This window comes from Streptomyces noursei ATCC 11455 (assembly GCF_001704275.1).
In the GTDB taxonomy this organism is placed as follows: domain Bacteria; phylum Actinomycetota; class Actinomycetes; order Streptomycetales; family Streptomycetaceae; genus Streptomyces; species Streptomyces noursei.
This window is the reverse complement of sequence record NZ_CP011533.1, coordinates 8,838,229-8,856,101: the sequence shown is the minus strand read 5'-3', so window position 1 is coordinate 8,856,101 and position 17,873 is coordinate 8,838,229. Positions and strand designations below refer to the sequence as shown.

Genomic DNA, 17,873 nt, shown 5'->3' with positions numbered 1-17,873 from the left:
GCCGGGCCTCGGCCGGGGCGCTTCCTCGCCGGCGCGCGCTACCGCTCGGCGGTGAGGAAGCGGCTGTGCTCCACGGTGCGCCCCATCATGCCGTGGAGCTCCCGCCGGTACGCGGCGGCGACCTGGTGTGCCGGGACGGACCGCACGTCCCAGCCGTCGGCGGTCAGCGCCCCGCCGGGATCCGCCTTGCCGTCGAAGTGCCACAGATCGGCGAGGTCGACGCCCAGTGCACGGGTGGCCGCGCGGAACGCCGGGTCCTCGACGAGCGGTCGGACGCTCGGCGCGAGGTGCTCGGCGGCCAGCCGGCTGCCGGGCGCGGAGAGCCGGCCGATGCGGTCGAAGAACAGCCGCTCGGCGGCGGAGGGCAGGAAGGGCAGCAGCCCTTCGGCCAGCCATGCGGTCGCCCGGCCGGGGTCGAATCCGGCGTCCCGGAGGGCGGCCGGCCAGTCGTCCCGCAGATCGACCGGGACCACGTGCCGGCCGCAGCGGGGCCGGGCGCCGAGGCGGTCGAGGACGCCGTCCTTGAACTCCAGCACCCGTGCCTGGTCGATCTCGAACAACTCGACGCCCGGCGGCCACTCCAACCGGAAGGCCCGAACGTCCAGGCCGGCGGCCGGCACCACCACCTGCGTGATGCCACCGGCCGCCGCCGTCATCAGGAAGCGGTCGAAGAACCGGGAGCGGACGCCGAGGTAGTCCGCCATCGAGGTCCACATGTCGCGCGCGACGGCGGACAGCCGCGCGGCGTCCGCCCTGCGCCGCGGCACCGGCACCGGCGCGTCCGCCGCCGCCAGGAAGGCGTCGGCGTAGGGGTCGCTGACCAGGCGGTCGGCACGTTCGGTCTCCAGCGCCCGCCCGGCCGCGACGCCGAGTGCGGTCAGCCCCACCCCGGTGACGATGTCCCACTGCTCGAACTCCGGCATGGGCACTCCTCCACCGACACGGACAGACCAGGAAAATCGGACGCTGATACGATCCCGCCACTCTGATCCCGATGGCGGGGCCGTGCAAGCACCCAGGTCGTGTCCGCCGTCGGGCCGCCGGCTCCGCGTACAACGCCGCGCCGATCGTCGCAGCGCCGCGTGGTGCGGCTGCCGGTGAGTGCTCGGGCGGTGCCGTCTCAGCGGTGGATCGTGAGCAGCAGCGGCACCACGGCCGCGCCGGACGTGACTCCGGTCGCTGCCAGTGCGATGCGGGCCGGCCGCATCACGGGCCACCAGGGCAGCAGCGCCGACAGCAGGACGAGCACGATTCCGGCTCCGTAGAGCACCGGTGCCGCGGTGAGCGGCATGGTCACGCTCGTGGGGCATTGGTCGGGGCCGCACGAGTCGGTGTACATGACGCTGAAGCTGTAGAAGAAGAAGTCGACGAAGAACAGGGGGAAGAGCGCGGAAGCGCCCAGCAGTGGTGGCAACCACCACCGCGGGTCGCGCTGCGGTCCGCCCGGGTTTGCGTTCATGGACCAGAGCCAAATGTGCCGAGGCGGGTCCGCGCATCGGTGCGACTACTCAAACCCGCAGGCGGGCGTGCTCATACGGATCACGGCGGAGTGGCTCACCGGCCTCGGGAGAGATGAGCGAAGACGCGGTCGGCACCGTCCAGATGGCGTTCCCGTACGACGTAGCGGGTGATGCCCCATCGGCGTTCGTGGGTGGCTATGGCGGCTGCGATTTCCGCCGCCGTGCCGACCCAGGCATAGGGCGACTCCAGTACGTTGGCTGCGGTGGTGTCGTAGAGCTGGGCGAGCCGGTGTGCGGCGCCCTCGGCGTCGTCGGTGACCTCGACGATCTGGACGAGTGCTTCACGGACGGGGGGCGTCGCCCGGCCGCTGGCTCCTTGTTCGATGATGGCCACTTGTTTGTCGATGTCCTCGCCGTTCCACCGCGCTTCATGGCTGTGGCCGTCGGACAGCGTGCGGCCCAGTCCACTCAGTGCCACCACGTCCGCATGCTTTCCGGCCCATCGAAGAAGGGTGGAGTTGCCGCCGCCGAAGGTGAAGGGCACCGGTTGCTGGATCGGCAGGGGGGCGGTGAGCCGGGCTCGGTGCGCGCGGATTTCGGGGCCGTCGAGGGTGACCGTCTCGCCCGCGAGAAGTGCCCGGCAGGTTTCGGCAACGGCCACGAAGCGGCGTACGCGTCCGGCGACGTCGGGCCGCTCCTTCCCCAACATGGCCCATTCGGCGGGGGTGTGGCCTGCTCCCGTTCCCAGCCGTGCGCGTCCGCCGGAGAGGACGTCCAAGGTCGCGACGTCCGACGCGAGCAACAGCGGTTCGCGGATTCCTGCCTGGGAGACATAGGAGCCGAGACCGATGCGCTCGGTGACGGCCGCGGCGGCGGCCAGGGCGACGAAGGGGGAAGCGACCGCGCCAGGATGGTCTGCTGCGAGCAGTGCGTCGTATCCGGCCGCTTCCACGCGGGCGGCCAATGCCGCCCAGGAAGGGCCGTCTTGGGGCACCGCCTGTACTGATACCACTGGTGTCGACATGGTCGAACACTAGGATCACCGCCGGGCGGCTGAAAGCCGTTCCGCGGGAGGCGAACATCCCCGACGGGGACCGACGCGTCGACGGACGGGCCGACTGCCGGCCGCCCACGGCCGGGCAGCCGGGGTGAGCCCGGTGGACCCGTGGGCGGCCAGGCGGTCGGTGCGATGCCTGTGCGTCCCCGGTGGCCGGCTGCGGGGTCTGTCAGGGCGCGCCGGCCCGGAGGCGTAGCCGCAACTGCTGCGGCCCGCGGGTGAAGACGCCCGCGTCGCCGGGTGCGGCACCGTCGGCGAACCGCAGGTCGGGGAAGGCGTCGAGGAGTTGGTTGATCCCGGTCTCGACCTCGGCCCTGGCGAGCAGGGCGCCCACACAGAAGTGCCGGCCGAGGCCGAAGGCGACGTGCTGTGCGGCGGCGCTGAAGGCACTGTCCGGGTTGAGGTCGGTGCGGAAGACGTCGAAGGCTTCGGGCTCGGAGTACTGGCGGGGGTCGCGGTTGGCGGCACCGATCAGGCAGACGACGGTGGCGCCCGCGGGTACGGTGCCGCCGCTGAGGGTGACGTCCGCGGCGGGCTGACGCATGATCATCTGGACCGGTGGGGTGTGGCGCAGCGTCTCGGCGAAGGCGACGGGTATCAACGAACGGTCGGCGCGTACCGCGGCCCATTGATCGGGGTGCGCCAGCAGGTTGCGGACGAGCAGGGCGATGGCCTTGTCCGAGGTTTCGCCGCCCGCGGACAACAGCAGGCTGACGAACGAGGTGATGTCCTGGTCGGTCATCCGGACGCCCTCGACCTCGGCGGTGCACAGCCTGGACAGCAGGTCGTCACCTGGCGCGGCACGCCGTTCCCGGATGATCGGGTGCAGATACGCGGCGAGTTCGTCGCCCGCGTGCCGGCCGGCCGCCGCGATCCCGGGGTCCTGGGCGAGGTTGGAGATGAAAGCGACGACCGCGGTGTACCAGCCGTGGAAACGGTCGTGGTCGGCCCGGTCCAGTCCGAGCATGTCGAGGATCACGTTGATCGGGAGGCGGGTGGCGAACTGCGCCACCAGATCCACCTCTTCCGCCCCGCGGAAGGCATCGATCAGTTCCCGGGCGTTCCGCTCGATGAGGGGCAGGAACGTCTCGCGCAGTTCCCGGCCGCGGAAGGCCGGCGCCACCAGGGCGCGGCGAACGGCGTGTTCGCGACCGCTCATCTGCGGCAGTGTGCGTCCGCCGTGGACGGGTTCGAGCTGCCAGGAGTAGTTGTCACTGGTGAACACCGGCTCGCGAAAGGCCCGTTCCACGTCCTCGTAGCGGGAGAGCAGATAGCTGTCGGTGCCCTTGTGGTGCAGCAGCGGATAGTGCTCGCGCAGCACGCGGTACGCCGAGTAGGGGTCGATCGCGAACTCTGGTGACAGGATGTCAGGAGGCTGCGGGATGCTAGTCACGATGCGTGACGCTAAGGGCGGAGCGCGGGCGCGTCCAGAGAGCCTCCGGGGTGCGCGGGTGCGCAGGGGGCGCATGACTGCCGGCACGCGACCCACTGTCGTCCGCGCCAGTCCGGTCCGTGGCCGATGGCCCCGCGAGGTACGACGCCACCAGTCAGCCGTCCCAGGCATACACCCGTATCGGATCGAGATGGAGTTCGTGCGGCCCCATACAGTCCGCGACGAGGGTGGCGACGAGGGTCCCGCAGGTGCAGGCCATGTTGCGGCCGCCGGTGCCCAGGGGGCCGCAACAGCCTTGATGGGGTCGGTCGCAGTCGGCCAGGGTCAGGGTCGGGACGTCTTCCGGGTGGACGATCGCGGAGTGCCTGGGACCGGCGGAGACCACGTCGCCCCAGCCCGACGGGGTCATCAGAGATCGATCACCTGCCGAACGTCCGGGCTCGTGCCCGGCAGGTTCGAAAGGCGCGCCCCAGGGCTCCGGGTCGATCGCGTACTGGCCCCGCGGCACCGTCGACGGCGCCAGGAAGGTCTGCTTGTCACGGTCCCTCTCGTCAATCGAGACCTCCGGAACCGCGGGCAGCCGCTGGAGTTCCGTGGTGAGTTGCGCGGCGCACTTCGCGCAGTAAAAGACCGTCATGACCACATTTCTACCTGTTGCGCCCCTGCGTCGACAGCCGGTTTTCCGTGGCCGCCCCAGGCCGCCTACCGCCCGGCCGCCGACCCCCGCAAGAACTCCAGGACGGTGTCGGTCTGCCCGAGGAGGGCGTGTCCGGCCTCCGGCAGGAGGCGCACCGTCGCGTGCGGTGCGCACCTGCGCACCCGTCGGGCGGTCTCCGCGGAGTCGAACAGGGCGTCGCGCGCCCCGGCGATGACCAACATCGGCATGGCGAAGCGGCGCAGCGCCTCGTCCGGGACGACTGGCAGCCGCTCGGTCCGCGGCTTGAAGTGCGTGAAGGTGAGGATCACGGTGTCGAGGACGGGCTGGAGTTTCGGGTCTCGAAGGCCGGTCACCATGCGCACCGAACGGCCGACGCCCTTGCGTCCGAGGGCGCGCAGCAGCAGTGCCTTGAACAGCCAGCCCGTCTTCTGGCGTCCCAGGCCGCCCGGGCACAGCAGCGCCAGCTGCGTCACCCGCTCCGGTCGGCGGCGGGCGTAGTCCAGTGCCCACCACCCGCCGAGGGAGGTCGCCACGATGGCTGCCCGCGCGATGCCGAGCCCGTCCAACACGTCGTCCACCCACTGTGCGGGGGCTTCCGAGGCCAGCTGCGGCCGGGCGGGCGCGCTGAAGCCCGGCTCGCCGATGACGTCCACGGCGTAGATGCGGAAGTGCCTGGACCAGGTGGCCACGTCGTCCCACCACATCGACGTGTTCGCGCCCGAACCATGCAACAGCACCAGGGGCGGTGCGTCCGGCGGCCCGGAGACCACGACGAACGTCTCCCCCTGACGGGTCGGCACCCGCAGGTGCTCGGCCGGGACGGGCCAGGCATCCAGCGCCGCCCGATAGCGCCCCAGGATCTCCTTCGCCCCGGCCTCGGACCTGTAGAGCACGCTCGCGCCCGCGCTCAGGTCCACGCTCGCGTCCGCCCCCTTCCCCATCCCCACGCCTGTTCCCGTGCCAGTCCCCATGTCTGCCCCCATCTCTGTCCCCATGCCCTTGTCTGCGGTCTCGCTCGTGCTCACGATGCGAGCACCGCCTCCATGCAGTCCAACAGCCGGGCCGTGTCGGCCACTCCGCCCAGGACGATGACCTTCAGCCGGGCCCGGTCCCGGTCGTGCACCGTCTCGATCCGCAGCGGACGCTCCCCCGGGCCGCGACCCGCGGCCGCGGTCATCAGCAGCGAGGTCAGGCGGTCGACTGTCCTGGAGTCGACGTCCTCGATCTCCACGATGCTCGACACCTCGGTGTGCCGCTGCCGCACGACCGTTCCGTCATCGGGCGCGGGCATCGGGCGACCGGTGAAGGTCTCCAGGTCCTCGTGCGCGATGCGGTACTGCTTGCCGATCCGGACGGCGGGGAGCCGCCCGTCGCGCACGTAGTTGCGGACGGTGCGCACGTGCAGCCCGAGGTGCTCGGCCACCTGCTCGACGGAGTAGAAGCGATCACTCATGAAAATACCCTAACATTCCCCACTCCGCAGAAACATAGAGCATTTTGCGGAAAGTAAGGAAGGTTAGAGAGTCGGGAAGGTTGGAGAGTCGGGAAGCGCGCGTCGAGTTCCTCGTCGAGACGGGCACCGGTGCAGTAGCCGAGGAGATGGGCGCGGTGCAGCATGTCCGCGGTGCCGAACGGGCTCCAGGCATCGCGTACGCCGTCGGAGCCGATGCCGACCCGCACGCCGTGGGCGCGCAGCCGCCGGTGGGGCAGGACCGAGGTGGAGTCGAGGGCGACCGTGGTCAGGGAGACGCCGGTCATGGCCAGTTCCCCGGCCAGCGCGTCGAGCTCCCTGGGCGCCAGTTCGGGCACGCAGAAGGTGTGGCTGACGGTGGCGTGGCCGCCCATGTCGAGGGCCCGGGTGCGGGCGATGATCTCGCGCAGCGGTACCAGGCCCCGGTCGCCGCGGTCGTGCAGAGGGATGTCCACTCCGAGGCGGTGGCGTTCGGCGGGGCCGAAGACGGTTTCCAGCTGGTCGGGGGCGGCGTCGAATCCCGCGGGGTCGATGCCGCCGACGGGGTCGATCAGGCCCTCGCGGGCGGCTCGCTCCAGGAGCGCGTCGGTGCCGGGTGCCTGGCGCAGACCGTGCTGGGGGAAGCCGACGATCTGGACGTCGAGGACGCCGGCGAGTGCGGTCCGCGCCTCGTTGACGCCTTCGAGGGCGGCCGGCCCGCAGGCGGGGACCACATCGACCTGTGCCCGCATGGCCCGGGTGCCGGACGCCGTGGCGTGCGCCATGACGCGGTTCCGATGGCGATCATTGATGCCGTCTATGACGGGCGCGCACGGCGGGGCGGCGTCGGTGGTCCGTGCGGTCCGGCGCTCCCGTCAGAACTTGCTGATGCGGCGGGCCTGCTCCGCGGCCTCGGCGACGGTGGGCAGGGCGGCGCCCGTCGCGGCGGTGACGGCGGCGGCGACGGCGCCTTCGACGAACGGGGCGTCGGCGAGGACGGCACGGATGCCGGGGTGGTCGTCCAACACGAGGCGCGTGGTGAGCACCGAGCTGCCGAGGTCCGGCAGGACCAGTACGCCGGCGTCGGTGGCGGTGCTGTGCAGGGCGTCCAGGATGCGGGCGTAGCTCGTACCGGTACCGCCGTCGTCGGTGCCGCCCGCCGCGGCCACCATGACCCCGGCGCCGGCCAGTTCGGCGACCAGGGACCGTACCCCCAGGGCGATCTCCGCACGGTGCGACACAAGTACGATGCCAACCAGCGGTGTCATGAACAAGGACCCTACGGTTCGGAACGCCGTTCAGCAATACTGACCGAGGAGCGGTTCATGGTCCAGGCGGTGCACAGGGCGATCCATGTGCTGCGGGAACTCGCCACGGCGACCCCGCGGTTGGGCGTGACGGAACTGGCCGACCGGATCGGAGTCGCCAAGCCGACCGCCCACGCGCTGCTGCGCACCCTGGAGGCGGAGGGGCTGGTCGTCCAGGACCGCGAGTCCGGCAAGTACCAACTGGGGCCTGGCCTGGTGACGCTGGGCAACGCCTACCTGGACTCGCACGAGCTGCGCACTCGCGCGGCGACCTGGGCCGACCGGCTCGCCGCCCAGGCGGACGCGGCCGTCTGGACCGGCATTCTGACGGACAGTCATGTGCTGGTGGTGCACCATGCGTTCCGGCCCGGTGGGGCGATGCAGGTGCTGGAGACGGGGGCCAGTCTGCCGTGGAACGCCTGCGCGCTGGGCAAGGCGATCGCCGCCTTCCTGCCCGCCGAACGCCGCACCGCACTGCTGACGGGCGAGTTGCCGCGGGTCACCGGCTCCAGTCTCGACGACCCGGCGGAACTCCAGGCGCAGTTGGACCGGGTGCGGGAGACCGGGTACGCGGTGGATGAGAACGAGTTGACGCTCGGTGACGCGGGGATCGCGGCGCCGGTCTTCGACCGCACCGGTGAGGTGGTCGGCGGACTGGGGCTGGTGGGCCCGATCGAGAGACTGTTGGCCGAAAACGCACGCCAGGAACACGCCATTTCGGTGCGCGAGGTCGCGCGCAGCCTGTCGAGGGATCTCGGCGCTCCGCGCAACGCCGGCCTGCGGGCCTGCAATTGAGCTCGTACGCCGGGTGAACGGGCCACCGGACACGGGCCGCGGGGCCGACAGCCGGCGGGGCGCACCCGATCGACGCCCACCCGGCCGCTCCACCCCACCCGGGCCCGCCGCTCCCCCACGTCACCCCTGATTCACCAACTCGCCTTCCACCGGCCGTCGTTCACCTTCCGATCCGTTAAGCCTCCGCTCGCTTGTACGGGAAAACCTTGACGCAACCGGGGGCACTGCGTTTTGCTTCCTATCGGCATTCGGTAATGCCGAACGCCTTTCGGTAATGCGTTGGTAATCCAGTAGCCGTCGATTGCTGCGGCACGGGGGATCGAAGGAGCACCTGCCATGCGGGAGCCTGAGAGGGACCGCGGCACGTTACACGGCCGTGCGGATGCGCCCGGCCGGGACGCGCTGGACCACCCCCTCGTTCTCGCCTGGCTGCGGTGTGTCAGCACGGCCATGCATCAGCATCAGGACCACCTCATCCGCCTCGACTCCGCCATCGGGGACGGGGATCACGGGGCCAACATGGCTCGTGGCTTCAGGGCGGTGCGCGTCGCCCTCGACGCCCCGTCACAACCGCCTACCTCGCCCGGCGCGGCACTGTTCACCGCGGGCGAGACGCTGATCTCCACCGTCGGAGGCGCCTCCGGGCCGTTGTACGGGGGCGCCTTCCGCACACTGGGAGCGGCCCTCGGCACCGAACCCGAGGTCGGCACCCGCCGGTTCGCCGCCGGCCTCACCGCCGCGCTGGCCACCATGCAGCGCCTGGGCGCGGCGGTGCCCGGCGACAAGACCATGATCGATGCCTGCTCCCCCGCGATCGGCGCCTTCAGGGCCGCCGCGGAGGCCGGCGCCGGCCTGCCCGCCGCCGCGTGCGCCGCGGCCCAGGCCGCCGAGGCCGGCATGCAGGCCACCATCCCGCTCCAGGCCCGGAAGGGCCGGGCCTCCTACCTGGGGCTGCGCAGCATCGGCCACCAGGATCCCGGCGCCACCTCGGCCTGCTACGTCTTCCGGGCCCTCGCCGAAGCGGCGGGGACACCGGCGAACCCCTCGCCCTGACCTCGTGGCCGGCTCCCCGCGGCATTCCGCCGCGGGGCGGCCCGGTGCGCCACCACCCCTCCCGCACGAGAGATTGGATCAGTGTGACCGCCCATTCCGTCGACCACGTCGAGTTCTTCGTCGGAGACGTCAACCAGGCATCCCACTACTACTGCGGCACCTACGGATTCCGTGTGGTGGCCGAGGCCGGCCCGCTCACCGGGCTCGCCGGCGCCCGCTCGCTGGTCCTGGCCCACGGCGGGGTCCGCCTGGTGCTGACCTCGGCCCTGCACGCCGACCACGCCGCCTCGCACTTCGTCCGCAAGCACGGCGACGGCGTGCGGGACGTGGCCCTGCGGTCCACCGACGCGGCCGGCGACTTCGCGGCCGCGGTGGCCGCGGGCGCCGACGCGGTGTCCGAGCCCGAGACGTTCGAGGACGCCGGCGGCCGGGTCGTCCGGGCCACCATCGCCGCGACCAACGACCTGGTGCACACCTTCGTCCAACGCGACGACCCCGAAGGGGCGTTCCTGCCGCAGCGGTACCTGCCCGTCGACGACGGAGCGCCCGACCCCGGGCTGCTGCGCTCCGTCGACCACCTCGCCATGTGCCTGCGCCCCGGCTCGCTGGACACCATGGTCGACTTCTACGGGCGCGCGCTCGGCCTGAAGCACACCTACGACGAGTACATCGTCGTCGGCGGCCAGGCCATGGCCTCCAAGGTCGTCCAGGACGCGACCCGGGGCATCACCTTCACCATGGTGGAGCCCGACCCGACCAGCAACCGCGGACAGCTCAACGACTTCCTCGACGGCTTCGACGGCCCGGGCGTCCAGCACGTCGCCTACGGCACCGACGACATCGTCACCGCCGCCCGCGAACTCCGCGGTTCCGGCGTGGAGTTGCTCTCCACCCCGGCCGGCTACTACGCCTCGCTGGCCGCGCGCGGCATCGAGGTGGGCATCGACCCGGCGGTCCTCCAGGACCTCGGCCTGCTGGCCGACCGGGACGAGTGGGGCCAGCTGGTGCAGGTCTTCACCCGCTCCCCCTACGCCCGCCGCACGGTGTTCTTCGAGCTGATCCAGCGGCTCGACGCCCGCACCTTCGGCAGCGGCAACATCAAGGCCCTCTACGAGGCCGTCGAGCGGGAGCGCGCCGACACCGCCGTACCGGCGGGCGCCGCGGCGAGGGTCGGCGGGTGACCGCGCCGACCGCCTCCCGCGCCACCCGACCCGAACTGCTGCTGAACCCGCGGGACTACGCCTCGGCGGCCCGCGCCCGGCTCGACCGGCCGGTGTGGGACTACATCGCCGGCGGCAGCGGCGACGAGGTCACCCTGCGCGAGGACCGTGCGGCCTACGACCGCTACCGACTGCGCCCCCGCGCCCTGGTCGACGTCTCCCGCTGCGACACGGCGACCACCCTGCTCGGCCGTCCGGTGGCGTTTCCGGTGGGCATCGCGCCCATGGCCTACCACCAGCTGGTCCACCCGGACGGTGAGACCGCCACCGTGCGCGCGGCCGGCACGGTGGGCGCGCTCACCATCGCCAGCACCTTCTCCAGCATCTCGCTGGAGGAGATCGCGGGGGCCGCCGCCGGACCGCTGTGGCTCCAGCTGTACGTGATGCGCCACCGGGAGGTCACCGCGTCCCTGGTGCGCCGGGCCGAGGCCGCCGGCTACCAGGCCCTGGTGGTCACCGTCGACACCCCGCGGATGGCCCGTCGGGAGCGGGATCTGCGCAACGGCTTCCGTCTGCCCCCGCACATCCGCCCCGCCAACTTCGACGAGGACCACGATCCCGGGCTGTACCAGGGCAGTTCCGGCAGCTCCACGCTCGCCGCACACGCCGCCCGGCACCACGACGCCGCGTTCACCTGGGACGACCTGGCGTGGCTGCGGTCGCTGACCGATCTGCCACTGGTGCTCAAGGGCGTCCTGACCGCGGAGGACGCCCGACGGGCGGCCGGACTCGGGGTGGCGGGCCTGATCGTCTCCACCCACGGCGGACGCCAACTCGACGGTGCCGTACCGGCGTTGGAGGCACTCCCGGAGGTCGTCGCGGCGGCCGGCGACCGGTGCGACGTGCTCGTCGACGGCGGCGTCCGCCGCGGGAGCGACGTGCTCAAGGCACTGGCGCTCGGGGCCCGCGCGGTCCTGGTCGGTCGTCCCGTCCTGTGGGGCCTGGCCGTCGACGGCGAGGCCGGCGCCACGCAGGTCCTGTCCGCCCTCCGGGAAGAACTGGAAGAGGCGATGGCACTGACCGGCCGGCCCCGCCTCGACGCGATCGCCCCGGACCTGCTCCACCGCTCCGCACACCTTTCCCCCCACCTCACCGACGACGACAGGGAACTGGCATGACCGACACCGCGCCGAACGACACCCGCTTCACGCTGACCCCCGCCGAGCAGGAACTGCTGCCGACCGAAGAGGAGGTGCGGTTCTACCAGGAGCACGGCTGGTACCTGTCCAAGAAGCTGCTCACCGACGAGGAGGTCGATCTGCTGGACTCCGCGGCCGACCGCTTCTATGCCGGCCACCGGGACCGCACCCTGCCGACCCGCCCGCCGCGGCTGGCCTACTGGGAACCGGAGAAGGGCGATGTGCACCGGCACAACGACTACATCTTCTACGAGGACGACACCATCCGCTCCATCCTCTCCAAGCCGCTCATCGCGGCGGTCGCGGCGCGGATCGCGCAGACCGGCCAGATACGGCTGTGGAACAGCACCCTGATCCACAAGCCGCAGCGGATGGACGACGAGCGCAACATCGTGCCCTGGCACTTCGACCGCCACTACTGGCAGACCTGCTCCTCCGACGAGATGCTCACCGCCTTCATCCCCTTCCACGACTGCGGTGAGGAGATGGGGACCATCACGATGGTGGACGGCAGCCACCGTTGGAAGGAGACCGGCGGCGACGATTCCACCAGTCGCCACTTCGCCGATCGCGACCGTTCCGAACTTGAGGACATGCTTGCGGAGAACGCCGCCTTCAACAACGCGGAGGTCCGCAAGGTGCCCGTGACCATCCCCAAGGGACACATCAGCTTCCACCACTGCCGCACCTACCACGGCAGCGGCTACAACGTCAGCGACCGGCCCCGCCGCGCCATCTCCCTCCACCTCCAGGACCGCACCAACCAGTGGCGCCCCTACCAGCTGTCCGGCGGCGACCTGGTGGTCTACAACAACGACGTGCTCGTCCGGAAGGACGCGGGCGGCAACCCCGACTACACCGACCCGGACTTCTGCCCGGTCCTGTGGGAGGACGCCAGGTGAGCCAGGAACCTCCCACCACCGTGCTGCCGGCCCAGGGCCTGCACGGTTCGCTCGCCGATCCGCTGATGGAGGTGATGAACTTCCTCAACGAGGTCACCTCCCGCTACCCGGAGGCGATCTCCTTCGGCCCCGGCCGCCCGTACGAGGGGCTCTTCGAGGTCGAGCAGATCGGCGACTACCTCACCGCCTACCAGCGGTACCTCACCGAGGAGCGCGGCTGCTCCCCGGACCAGGTCCGCACCCTGCTCTTCCAGTACGGGCGCACCAACGGCCAGATCCACGAACTGGTCGCCCGCGCCCTGCGCAACGACGAGGGCATCACCGCCGATCCGGAGTCCCTGGTGGTCACGGTGGGCGCCCAGGAGGGGATGTTCCTCGTCCTGCGCGCCCTGTTCGCCGACCCCGCGGACGTCCTGCTGGTCTCCTCGCCGTGCTACGTCGGCATCACCGGCGCCGCCCGGCTGCTGGACATCGAGACCGTGCACGTCCCGGAGGGCCCGGAGGGGTGTGATCCGGACGTCCTGCGGCGGACGGTCGCCGAGCTGCGCGCCGCCGGGAAGCGTCCGCGGGCCTTCTACGTGGTGCCCGACTTCTCCAACCCGACCGGCACCTGTCTGCCGGTCGCCGGGCGCCGCCGGCTGCTGGCAGCGGCGGACGCCGAGGACCTGCTCGTCCTGGAGGACAACCCGTACGGGTTCTTCACGCCGACGGGCAGCGGCCTGCCCACGCTCAAGGCGCTGGACGACCGGCAACGGGTGATCTATCTCGGTTCGTTCGCCAAGACCTGCTTCCCCGGTGCCCGGGTCGGCTATGTGATCGCCGACCAGCAGGTTCAGGCCCCGGACGGCAGCCGCACCCTGCTGGCCGACGAACTGTCGAAGATCAAGGGCATGGTGACGGTGAACACCCCGGCGCTCAGCCAGGCGGTCATCGGCGGCATGCTGGTCAGCCACGACTACCGGCTGCGGGAGGCCAACAAGCCCGCCGCCGACTTCTACCAGTCCAACCTGCGGATCCTGCTCGACAACCTCGACCGGCTGCTGCCCCGGGACCGGCGCGAGGCGGCCGGAATCAGCTGGAACTCTCCGGCGGGTGGCTTCTTCCTCACCCTGAACCTCCCGGTTCCGGCGGACAATGCACTGCTGGAAGAGTCCGCCCGCGAGCACGGAGTGATCTGGACACCGATGAGCTACTTCTATCCCGAGGGTGACGGCGGCCGTCACCAAATGCGCCTCTCCCTCAGCTATTTGACGCCGGATCAAGTGGCCGAGGGCGCCCGCCGACTGGCCGGGCTGCTGGAACGGAGCTGCGGATGAACGCCGTCCTGTATGTCGTGACGGTGTTGATCTGGGGCTCCACCTGGCTGGCCATCAAGGGGCAGTTGGGGGACGTGCACCCCACGGCATCGATCGCCTACCGCTTCGCGCTGGCCGCCGTGATCCTGCTGGCCTGGGCCCGGTTGCGGGGGTTGCCGCTGCGCTATCCGCTGCGGGTGCACGGCCAGTTCGTCCTCATGGGCGCGCTGATGTTCTCCACCAACTTCGTCTGCTTCTACTTCGCCGAACAGCATCTGACCACCGGACTGGTGTCGATCATCTTCGCCATGTCCCTGTTGGTGAACATGGTCTTCGCCCGGGTCTTCTTCCGGCGCACCATCACCGCGAAGATGCTGGTCGGCGGGGCCGTCGGGCTGTTGGGGATCGTCACGGTGTTCTGGCCGGAGTTCCAGAACTTCGGCCTGTCCTCCGGTTCGGGCCAGGGCGTCGTCCTCTCGGTGATCGGCACCCTGGTCTTCTGCCTGGGCAACGTGGTCTCCGGCAAGACCCAGGCGGCGGGCATCCCGGTGGTACAGGGCACCGGCTACGCCATGGCGTACGGGGCGCTGCTGATGGCCCCGTTCGCCGCGATCTTCGGGGGCGGCGCGCTGTTCCAGCCCACCCTGAAGTACACCGGCTCACTGCTCTATCTCGCCGTCTTCGGGTCGGTGGTGGGCTTCGGCGCCTATCTCACCCTGCTCGGCAGGATCGGCGGTGAGCGCGCCGCCTACGCGATGGTGCTCTTCCCGATCGTGGCGCTGCTGCTGTCCACGGTCTTCGAGAAGTTCACCTGGACGGCCCGGGACCTGGCGGGCGTCGCGCTGATCCTCCTCGGCAACCTCGTGATGGTCGTCAACCCGTCGCTGGTCCGGCGGGTGACCGGCAGACCGGCTCCGGCCCAGGAGCCCGCGGCACCGGCCCCGGCCGACCGCTGAACCGCGCACCGACCGTCCCGGGCCCGCCCGTCCGCCGTCCCGGCCGGGCCCGGGACACCCGCAACACCGCCCTGCTCCGCCACCCTCCCCCTCACGGCCGAGGAGCGCCACCTTGGACACCGCCGCAGTCGTCGGCACCGGTCTCATCGGTACCTCCATCGCCCTGGCACTGACCGCGCGCGGAGTGACCACCCATCTGATCGACCACGATCCCGACCGCGTCCGGATCGCCGCCGCGCGCGGCGCCGGCATCCCCGGGCCCCCGTCCGAACCGGTGGACGTCGCCGTCATCGCCGTCCCGCCGTCGCACACCGCCCGGGCCCTCGCCGACCACCAGAAGGCCGGACTGGCCCGCGTCTACACCGACGTGGCGAGCGTCAAGGCCCTGCCGCACGCCGAGTGCCTGGCCCTCGGCTGCGACACCACCACCCTGATCGGCGGGCACCCGCTGGCCGGCCGGGAACGCTCCGGCCCGCTCGCGGCCCGCGCCGACCTCTTCCAGGACCACCACTGGGTGCTCACCCCCACCCCGGAGACCCGTGAGTCCGCCCTCAACCGCGCGCTGGAACTCGTCTCGCTCTGCGGCGCCGTACCGGTGCTGCTGGATCCGCCCGACCACGACCGCGCCGTGGCCCTGGTCTCCCACCTCCCCCACCTCATGGCGGCGCTCACCGCCGCCCGGCTGCGGGACGGCGAGGAGTACGCGGTCCGGCTCGCCGGGCGCGGCATGGGCCACGCCACCCGGGTCGCGTCCGGCGACGCCGGGCTCTGGGCCGACATCCTCGCCGCCAACGCCGCCGCCCTCACCCCGCTCCTGACCGAGCTCAGCGCGGACCTGGCGACCGCCGCGCACGCCCTGTCCCGCCTGTCCGCCGCCGACCGGGAGCCGGACGCCACGGCCGACGCACTGGCGGACCTGACGGCGCTGCTGCGCCGCGGCGTCGAGGGGCGTGCCCGCATCGCGCCGTCGTACGGCGGCACCGCGGCACACCCCCACACCGTGCTCTCGGTCGCCCTCGGCGACCACGGCCGGCCGCTCGCCCGGCTTCTCGACGACGTGGACGAGGCGCAACTGCACCTGGAAGGGCTCGACCTGGAGGGCGCGACCATTCCGGGCCCCCGGTCCCCGTCGGCCCCGTCCGGCTCCGTGCGGCTCAAGGTCGCCCCGGACGTGGCACGCCCGCTCACCGAAGCCCTCCGCAACCGCGGCTGGGCGGTCCGCTGACGCCCCAGCCACGGCATCCGTCCGCGCCACTCCCCACCCGCCCCCTCGGAAGGAGATCCCCATGCCGCACATCCTCGTCGACCACGACGCGACCCTGCGCGAGTTCCTGGACACCCGCCGCTTCGCGCACGAGCTGCACGCGCTCGCCGCGAAGACCGTCGACGGCATCACCATCGACAGCTGCAAGACCCGCTTCCGCTGCGTCGAGGAGGTGGTCATCGCCCATGACGCTCCCCAACAGGCCCTGATCCACGTGGACTTCGCGATCCTGCCGGGCCGCACCACGGAGACCAAGACCGCACTCGGCCAGGCGGTGCTGGACCTGGTACGCGCCCACACGGCAGCGGCGACGCAGCTGACCGTGCACGCCTCCGTCGAGGTCCGCGATCTCGACGCGGCCTACACCAAACACGTGACGCCGGCCGGCACCGAACGGTGACGCTTCCCCCACCTCCTCGCCGAGGGCCTGGACGACCCCGTCCAGGCCCTCGGCCGCATCCCCGGCAGACCGTCCCCACAGGCAGCCGGAGGCACGCCGGTCGCCGCGGTGTCGTACTCCCGCCCGGCCCGTTGCCCTAAAGTCCTGCCCATGGTGCGGAAGCACGTCATCGTGTCGGGGCGGGTGCAGGGAGTCTTCTTCCGGGACACCTGCCGCCAGAACGCTGTTGCACAGGGCGTCACCGGGTGGGTGCGCAACCTTCCCGACGGGGACGTCGAAGCGGTCTTCGAAGGCCCTGAGGACCATGTCACGAGGATGGTCGACTGGGCGCACCAGGGACCCCCGGCCGCGGCCGTGACGAAGGTCGCGGTGCGGGACGAGGAGCCGGAGCGCCTGAGCGGTTTCGAGGTCCTCCCCACGCCTCGCGCGTGAAGCCCCACGTACTCCGACACAGCGCATCGCCCGGCCAGCCCCCTCGGACGCCGCCTGGAGTAGCGCCACCCCACCATCGGCGGTGAACTGATGCGGGGCACTGCCCGCCGGTCGGGCGCGGCGCCCGGGCATCGCGGTCGCGCGACAACGGCGCCAGGCACGGACCGGACACCGGGCAGCAGCCGGACCGCAGAGCCCGGCCGCAGACCCCGGACATCCTCCGGCGCCGGCCGACGTCGCCGGTCCCGGACATCACAGACAGCGCGAGGAGATTCCCATGCCCGCCGGTTCGAGCAGGAAGCGTGAGCGTCAGTACGAACACATCAAGGAGAGCGCGGAGCGGAGGGGCGAGTCCCCCGAGCGTGCCAAGGAGATCGCGGCGCGGACGGTGAACAAGGAACGGGCACGTGCCGGCGAATCCCGGACCGCGAGCCGAGTCTCGACCCAGGACCCCAAGTCCGCCTCGCAGCGCGGCGGCGAGCGCTCGCACCAGGGCGCCCAGGGGCCCACGAAGGATCAGCTGTACGAGGAGGCCAGACGGCGGCACATCGACGGCCGGTCGTCGATGAACAAGGAGGAACTGCGCAGGGCCCTCGGCCGTTGACGCGGTTGGCCCTTCGGTCCTCGGCGCTCGGCGCTCGGCGCTCGCCTATGGCCCCGCGGTCAGTCCGCCGGCTCCGGATCGTCGGTGCTCAGCGGCCTCGCCCACCGGCCCACGAGCCGGGCCAGGCAGGCCAGCGTGAGGCTCCAGAGCGACGCGCACACCGAGGTCATCGCCGTCATGGAGGCCGTGGCGGCGGAGGCCAACAGGCCCCGCAACAGCACGCCCAGCGCACGCACGGCAGGAGCGCCGCCCTGCCCTTCCGACTGCGGTTCCTGCGGCGGCGGGACGTCCCATCGCATGGTCGTCAGGCGCCGGTCCAGCTCCGTGTCCTCCGCACGCAGGTCCTGTTCGATCTGTGCCAGGAGGAATTGCTCCCGGCGGGAGAGTGCCTCAGTCATAGCGGTACTCCTCCGTGAGACCGCCCCCGCTCCTTCCACGCTGCCTCCCACTGTGAGCCCGGCCCGCCGACCAGGCAATCGGTGCGCCCC

Annotated in this window: 20 protein-coding genes and 1 pseudogene; 11 read left to right on the top strand and 10 right to left on the bottom strand. The window is 71.7% G+C overall.

What is annotated here, in order from left to right:
• Window positions 1-38: 38 nt before the first annotated feature.
• The 9 genes and pseudogenes from SNOUR_RS46650 to dhaM all read right to left on the bottom strand — a co-directional run bounded on the left by SNOUR_RS46650 (window position 39) and on the right by dhaM (window position 7,286).
• Window positions 39-923, bottom strand: a complete 885-nt coding sequence (locus tag SNOUR_RS46650; RefSeq protein WP_067356296.1) for an SAM-dependent methyltransferase — start codon at window positions 921-923, stop codon at window positions 39-41.
• Window positions 924-1,120: 197 nt separating this feature from the next.
• Window positions 1,121-1,459 (bottom strand): hypothetical protein, encoded by a 339-nt coding sequence (locus SNOUR_RS46645; protein ID WP_067356294.1) that lies wholly within the window; start codon window positions 1,457-1,459, stop codon window positions 1,121-1,123.
• Window positions 1,460-1,554: 95 nt separating this feature from the next.
• On the bottom strand, window positions 1,555-2,484 hold the full coding sequence (locus SNOUR_RS37935; protein WP_067356292.1) for an LLM class flavin-dependent oxidoreductase: 930 nt from the start codon (window positions 2,482-2,484) through the stop codon (window positions 1,555-1,557).
• Window positions 2,485-2,686: 202 nt separating this feature from the next.
• Window positions 2,687-3,910, bottom strand: a complete 1,224-nt coding sequence (locus SNOUR_RS37930) for a cytochrome P450 (RefSeq protein ID WP_067356289.1) — start codon at window positions 3,908-3,910, stop codon at window positions 2,687-2,689.
• 154 nt (window positions 3,911-4,064) lie between these two features.
• Window positions 4,065-4,547 carry a hypothetical protein gene (locus SNOUR_RS37925; protein ID WP_067356287.1) on the bottom strand — a complete coding sequence of 161 codons (483 nt, stop codon included), beginning with the start codon at window positions 4,545-4,547 and terminating at the stop codon, window positions 4,065-4,067.
• Between the two features lie 65 nt (window positions 4,548-4,612).
• Entirely contained in the window at window positions 4,613-5,509 is an 897-nt protein-coding gene (locus tag SNOUR_RS37920) for an alpha/beta fold hydrolase (RefSeq protein ID WP_067356284.1), read from the bottom strand.
• Between the two features lie 80 nt (window positions 5,510-5,589).
• The gene (locus tag SNOUR_RS37915; RefSeq protein WP_067356282.1) at window positions 5,590-6,021 is read right to left on the bottom strand and encodes a helix-turn-helix domain-containing protein; all 432 of its coding nucleotides are present in this window, start codon (window positions 6,019-6,021) and stop codon (window positions 5,590-5,592) included.
• A 92-nt stretch (window positions 6,022-6,113) separates the two neighbouring features.
• Window positions 6,114-6,809: pseudogene (locus tag SNOUR_RS37910) on the bottom strand (amidohydrolase family protein); the annotation flags it as partial.
• An 84-nt stretch (window positions 6,810-6,893) separates the two neighbouring features.
• Window positions 6,894-7,286 (bottom strand): dihydroxyacetone kinase phosphoryl donor subunit DhaM, encoded by a 393-nt coding sequence (gene dhaM, locus SNOUR_RS37905; RefSeq protein WP_067356278.1) that lies wholly within the window; start codon window positions 7,284-7,286, stop codon window positions 6,894-6,896.
• A 57-nt stretch (window positions 7,287-7,343) separates the two neighbouring features.
• On the opposite strand from dhaM, the gene SNOUR_RS37900 reads away from it, so the two are divergent.
• From SNOUR_RS37900 to SNOUR_RS37850, 11 genes are all read left to right on the top strand, one after another.
• Complete coding sequence (locus tag SNOUR_RS37900; protein WP_067356276.1) at window positions 7,344-8,120, top strand: IclR family transcriptional regulator; 777 nt, start codon at window positions 7,344-7,346, stop codon at window positions 8,118-8,120.
• 336 nt (window positions 8,121-8,456) lie between these two features.
• Complete coding sequence (gene dhaL / locus SNOUR_RS37895; protein WP_079143145.1) at window positions 8,457-9,173, top strand: dihydroxyacetone kinase subunit DhaL; 717 nt, start codon at window positions 8,457-8,459, stop codon at window positions 9,171-9,173.
• 83 nt (window positions 9,174-9,256) lie between these two features.
• The gene (gene hppD, locus SNOUR_RS37890) at window positions 9,257-10,354 is read left to right on the top strand and encodes a 4-hydroxyphenylpyruvate dioxygenase (protein WP_067356273.1); all 1,098 of its coding nucleotides are present in this window, start codon (window positions 9,257-9,259) and stop codon (window positions 10,352-10,354) included.
• Entirely contained in the window at window positions 10,351-11,511 is a 1,161-nt protein-coding gene (locus SNOUR_RS37885; RefSeq protein WP_067356270.1) for an alpha-hydroxy acid oxidase, read from the top strand. The genes hppD and SNOUR_RS37885 overlap by 4 nt, the downstream gene beginning before the upstream one ends.
• Window positions 11,508-12,434, top strand: a complete 927-nt coding sequence (locus SNOUR_RS37880) for a phytanoyl-CoA dioxygenase family protein (RefSeq protein WP_067356268.1) — start codon at window positions 11,508-11,510, stop codon at window positions 12,432-12,434. The genes SNOUR_RS37885 and SNOUR_RS37880 overlap by 4 nt, the downstream gene beginning before the upstream one ends.
• Window positions 12,431-13,750, top strand: a complete 1,320-nt coding sequence (locus tag SNOUR_RS37875) for an aminotransferase-like domain-containing protein (protein WP_067356266.1) — start codon at window positions 12,431-12,433, stop codon at window positions 13,748-13,750. Before SNOUR_RS37880 ends, SNOUR_RS37875 begins: the two co-directional genes overlap by 4 nt.
• Window positions 13,747-14,685, top strand: coding sequence for a DMT family transporter (locus SNOUR_RS37870; protein ID WP_067356263.1), 939 nt, complete (start codon window positions 13,747-13,749; stop codon window positions 14,683-14,685). Before SNOUR_RS37875 ends, SNOUR_RS37870 begins: the two co-directional genes overlap by 4 nt.
• Window positions 14,686-14,797: 112 nt before the next feature.
• Window positions 14,798-15,910: a prephenate dehydrogenase gene (locus tag SNOUR_RS37865; RefSeq protein ID WP_067356261.1), complete on the top strand. Its 1,113-nt coding sequence runs from the start codon at window positions 14,798-14,800 to the stop codon at window positions 15,908-15,910.
• A 61-nt stretch (window positions 15,911-15,971) separates the two neighbouring features.
• Window positions 15,972-16,349: a 5-carboxymethyl-2-hydroxymuconate Delta-isomerase gene (locus SNOUR_RS37860; RefSeq protein WP_067356258.1), complete on the top strand. Its 378-nt coding sequence runs from the start codon at window positions 15,972-15,974 to the stop codon at window positions 16,347-16,349.
• Between the two features lie 150 nt (window positions 16,350-16,499).
• Complete coding sequence (locus SNOUR_RS37855; RefSeq protein WP_174717934.1) at window positions 16,500-16,781, top strand: acylphosphatase; 282 nt, start codon at window positions 16,500-16,502, stop codon at window positions 16,779-16,781.
• Window positions 16,782-17,058: 277 nt separating this feature from the next.
• Window positions 17,059-17,385: a hypothetical protein gene (locus SNOUR_RS37850; protein WP_039639178.1), complete on the top strand. Its 327-nt coding sequence runs from the start codon at window positions 17,059-17,061 to the stop codon at window positions 17,383-17,385.
• Between the two features lie 59 nt (window positions 17,386-17,444).
• Here the strand turns inward: SNOUR_RS37850 and SNOUR_RS37845 are convergent, their stop codons facing one another.
• A complete protein-coding gene (locus SNOUR_RS37845) occupies window positions 17,445-17,783 on the bottom strand; it encodes a DUF3040 domain-containing protein (RefSeq protein WP_067356256.1) in 339 nt (112 codons plus the stop codon).
• Between the last annotated feature and the right edge of the window lie 90 nt (window positions 17,784-17,873).

What these genes read in the sequence shown, in the direction of transcription:
- SNOUR_RS46650 (WP_067356296.1), bottom strand. Translation starts at nt 923, where the DNA reads ATGCCGGAGTTCGAGCAGTGGGACATCGTCACCGGGGTGGGGCTGACC.
- SNOUR_RS46645 (WP_067356294.1), bottom strand. Translation starts at nt 1,459, where the DNA reads ATGAACGCAAACCCGGGCGGACCGCAGCGCGACCCGCGGTGGTGGTTG.
- SNOUR_RS37935 (WP_067356292.1), bottom strand. Translation starts at nt 2,484, where the DNA reads ATGTCGACACCAGTGGTATCAGTACAGGCGGTGCCCCAAGACGGCCCT.
- SNOUR_RS37925 (WP_067356287.1), bottom strand. Translation starts at nt 4,547, where the DNA reads ATGACGGTCTTTTACTGCGCGAAGTGCGCCGCGCAACTCACCACGGAA.
- SNOUR_RS37920 (WP_067356284.1), bottom strand. Translation starts at nt 5,509, where the DNA reads ATGGGGAAGGGGGCGGACGCGAGCGTGGACCTGAGCGCGGGCGCGAGC.
- SNOUR_RS37915 (WP_067356282.1), bottom strand. Translation starts at nt 6,021, where the DNA reads ATGAGTGATCGCTTCTACTCCGTCGAGCAGGTGGCCGAGCACCTCGGG.
- dhaM (WP_067356278.1), bottom strand. Translation starts at nt 7,286, where the DNA reads ATGACACCGCTGGTTGGCATCGTACTTGTGTCGCACCGTGCGGAGATC.
- SNOUR_RS37900 (WP_067356276.1), top strand. Translation starts at nt 7,344, where the DNA reads ATGGTCCAGGCGGTGCACAGGGCGATCCATGTGCTGCGGGAACTCGCC.
- dhaL (WP_079143145.1), top strand. Translation starts at nt 8,457, where the DNA reads ATGCGGGAGCCTGAGAGGGACCGCGGCACGTTACACGGCCGTGCGGAT.
- SNOUR_RS37880 (WP_067356268.1), top strand. Translation starts at nt 11,508, where the DNA reads ATGACCGACACCGCGCCGAACGACACCCGCTTCACGCTGACCCCCGCC.
- SNOUR_RS37870 (WP_067356263.1), top strand. Translation starts at nt 13,747, where the DNA reads ATGAACGCCGTCCTGTATGTCGTGACGGTGTTGATCTGGGGCTCCACC.
- SNOUR_RS37860 (WP_067356258.1), top strand. Translation starts at nt 15,972, where the DNA reads ATGCCGCACATCCTCGTCGACCACGACGCGACCCTGCGCGAGTTCCTG.
- SNOUR_RS37855 (WP_174717934.1), top strand. Translation starts at nt 16,500, where the DNA reads ATGGTGCGGAAGCACGTCATCGTGTCGGGGCGGGTGCAGGGAGTCTTC.
- SNOUR_RS37850 (WP_039639178.1), top strand. Translation starts at nt 17,059, where the DNA reads ATGCCCGCCGGTTCGAGCAGGAAGCGTGAGCGTCAGTACGAACACATC.
- SNOUR_RS37845 (WP_067356256.1), bottom strand. Translation starts at nt 17,783, where the DNA reads ATGACTGAGGCACTCTCCCGCCGGGAGCAATTCCTCCTGGCACAGATC.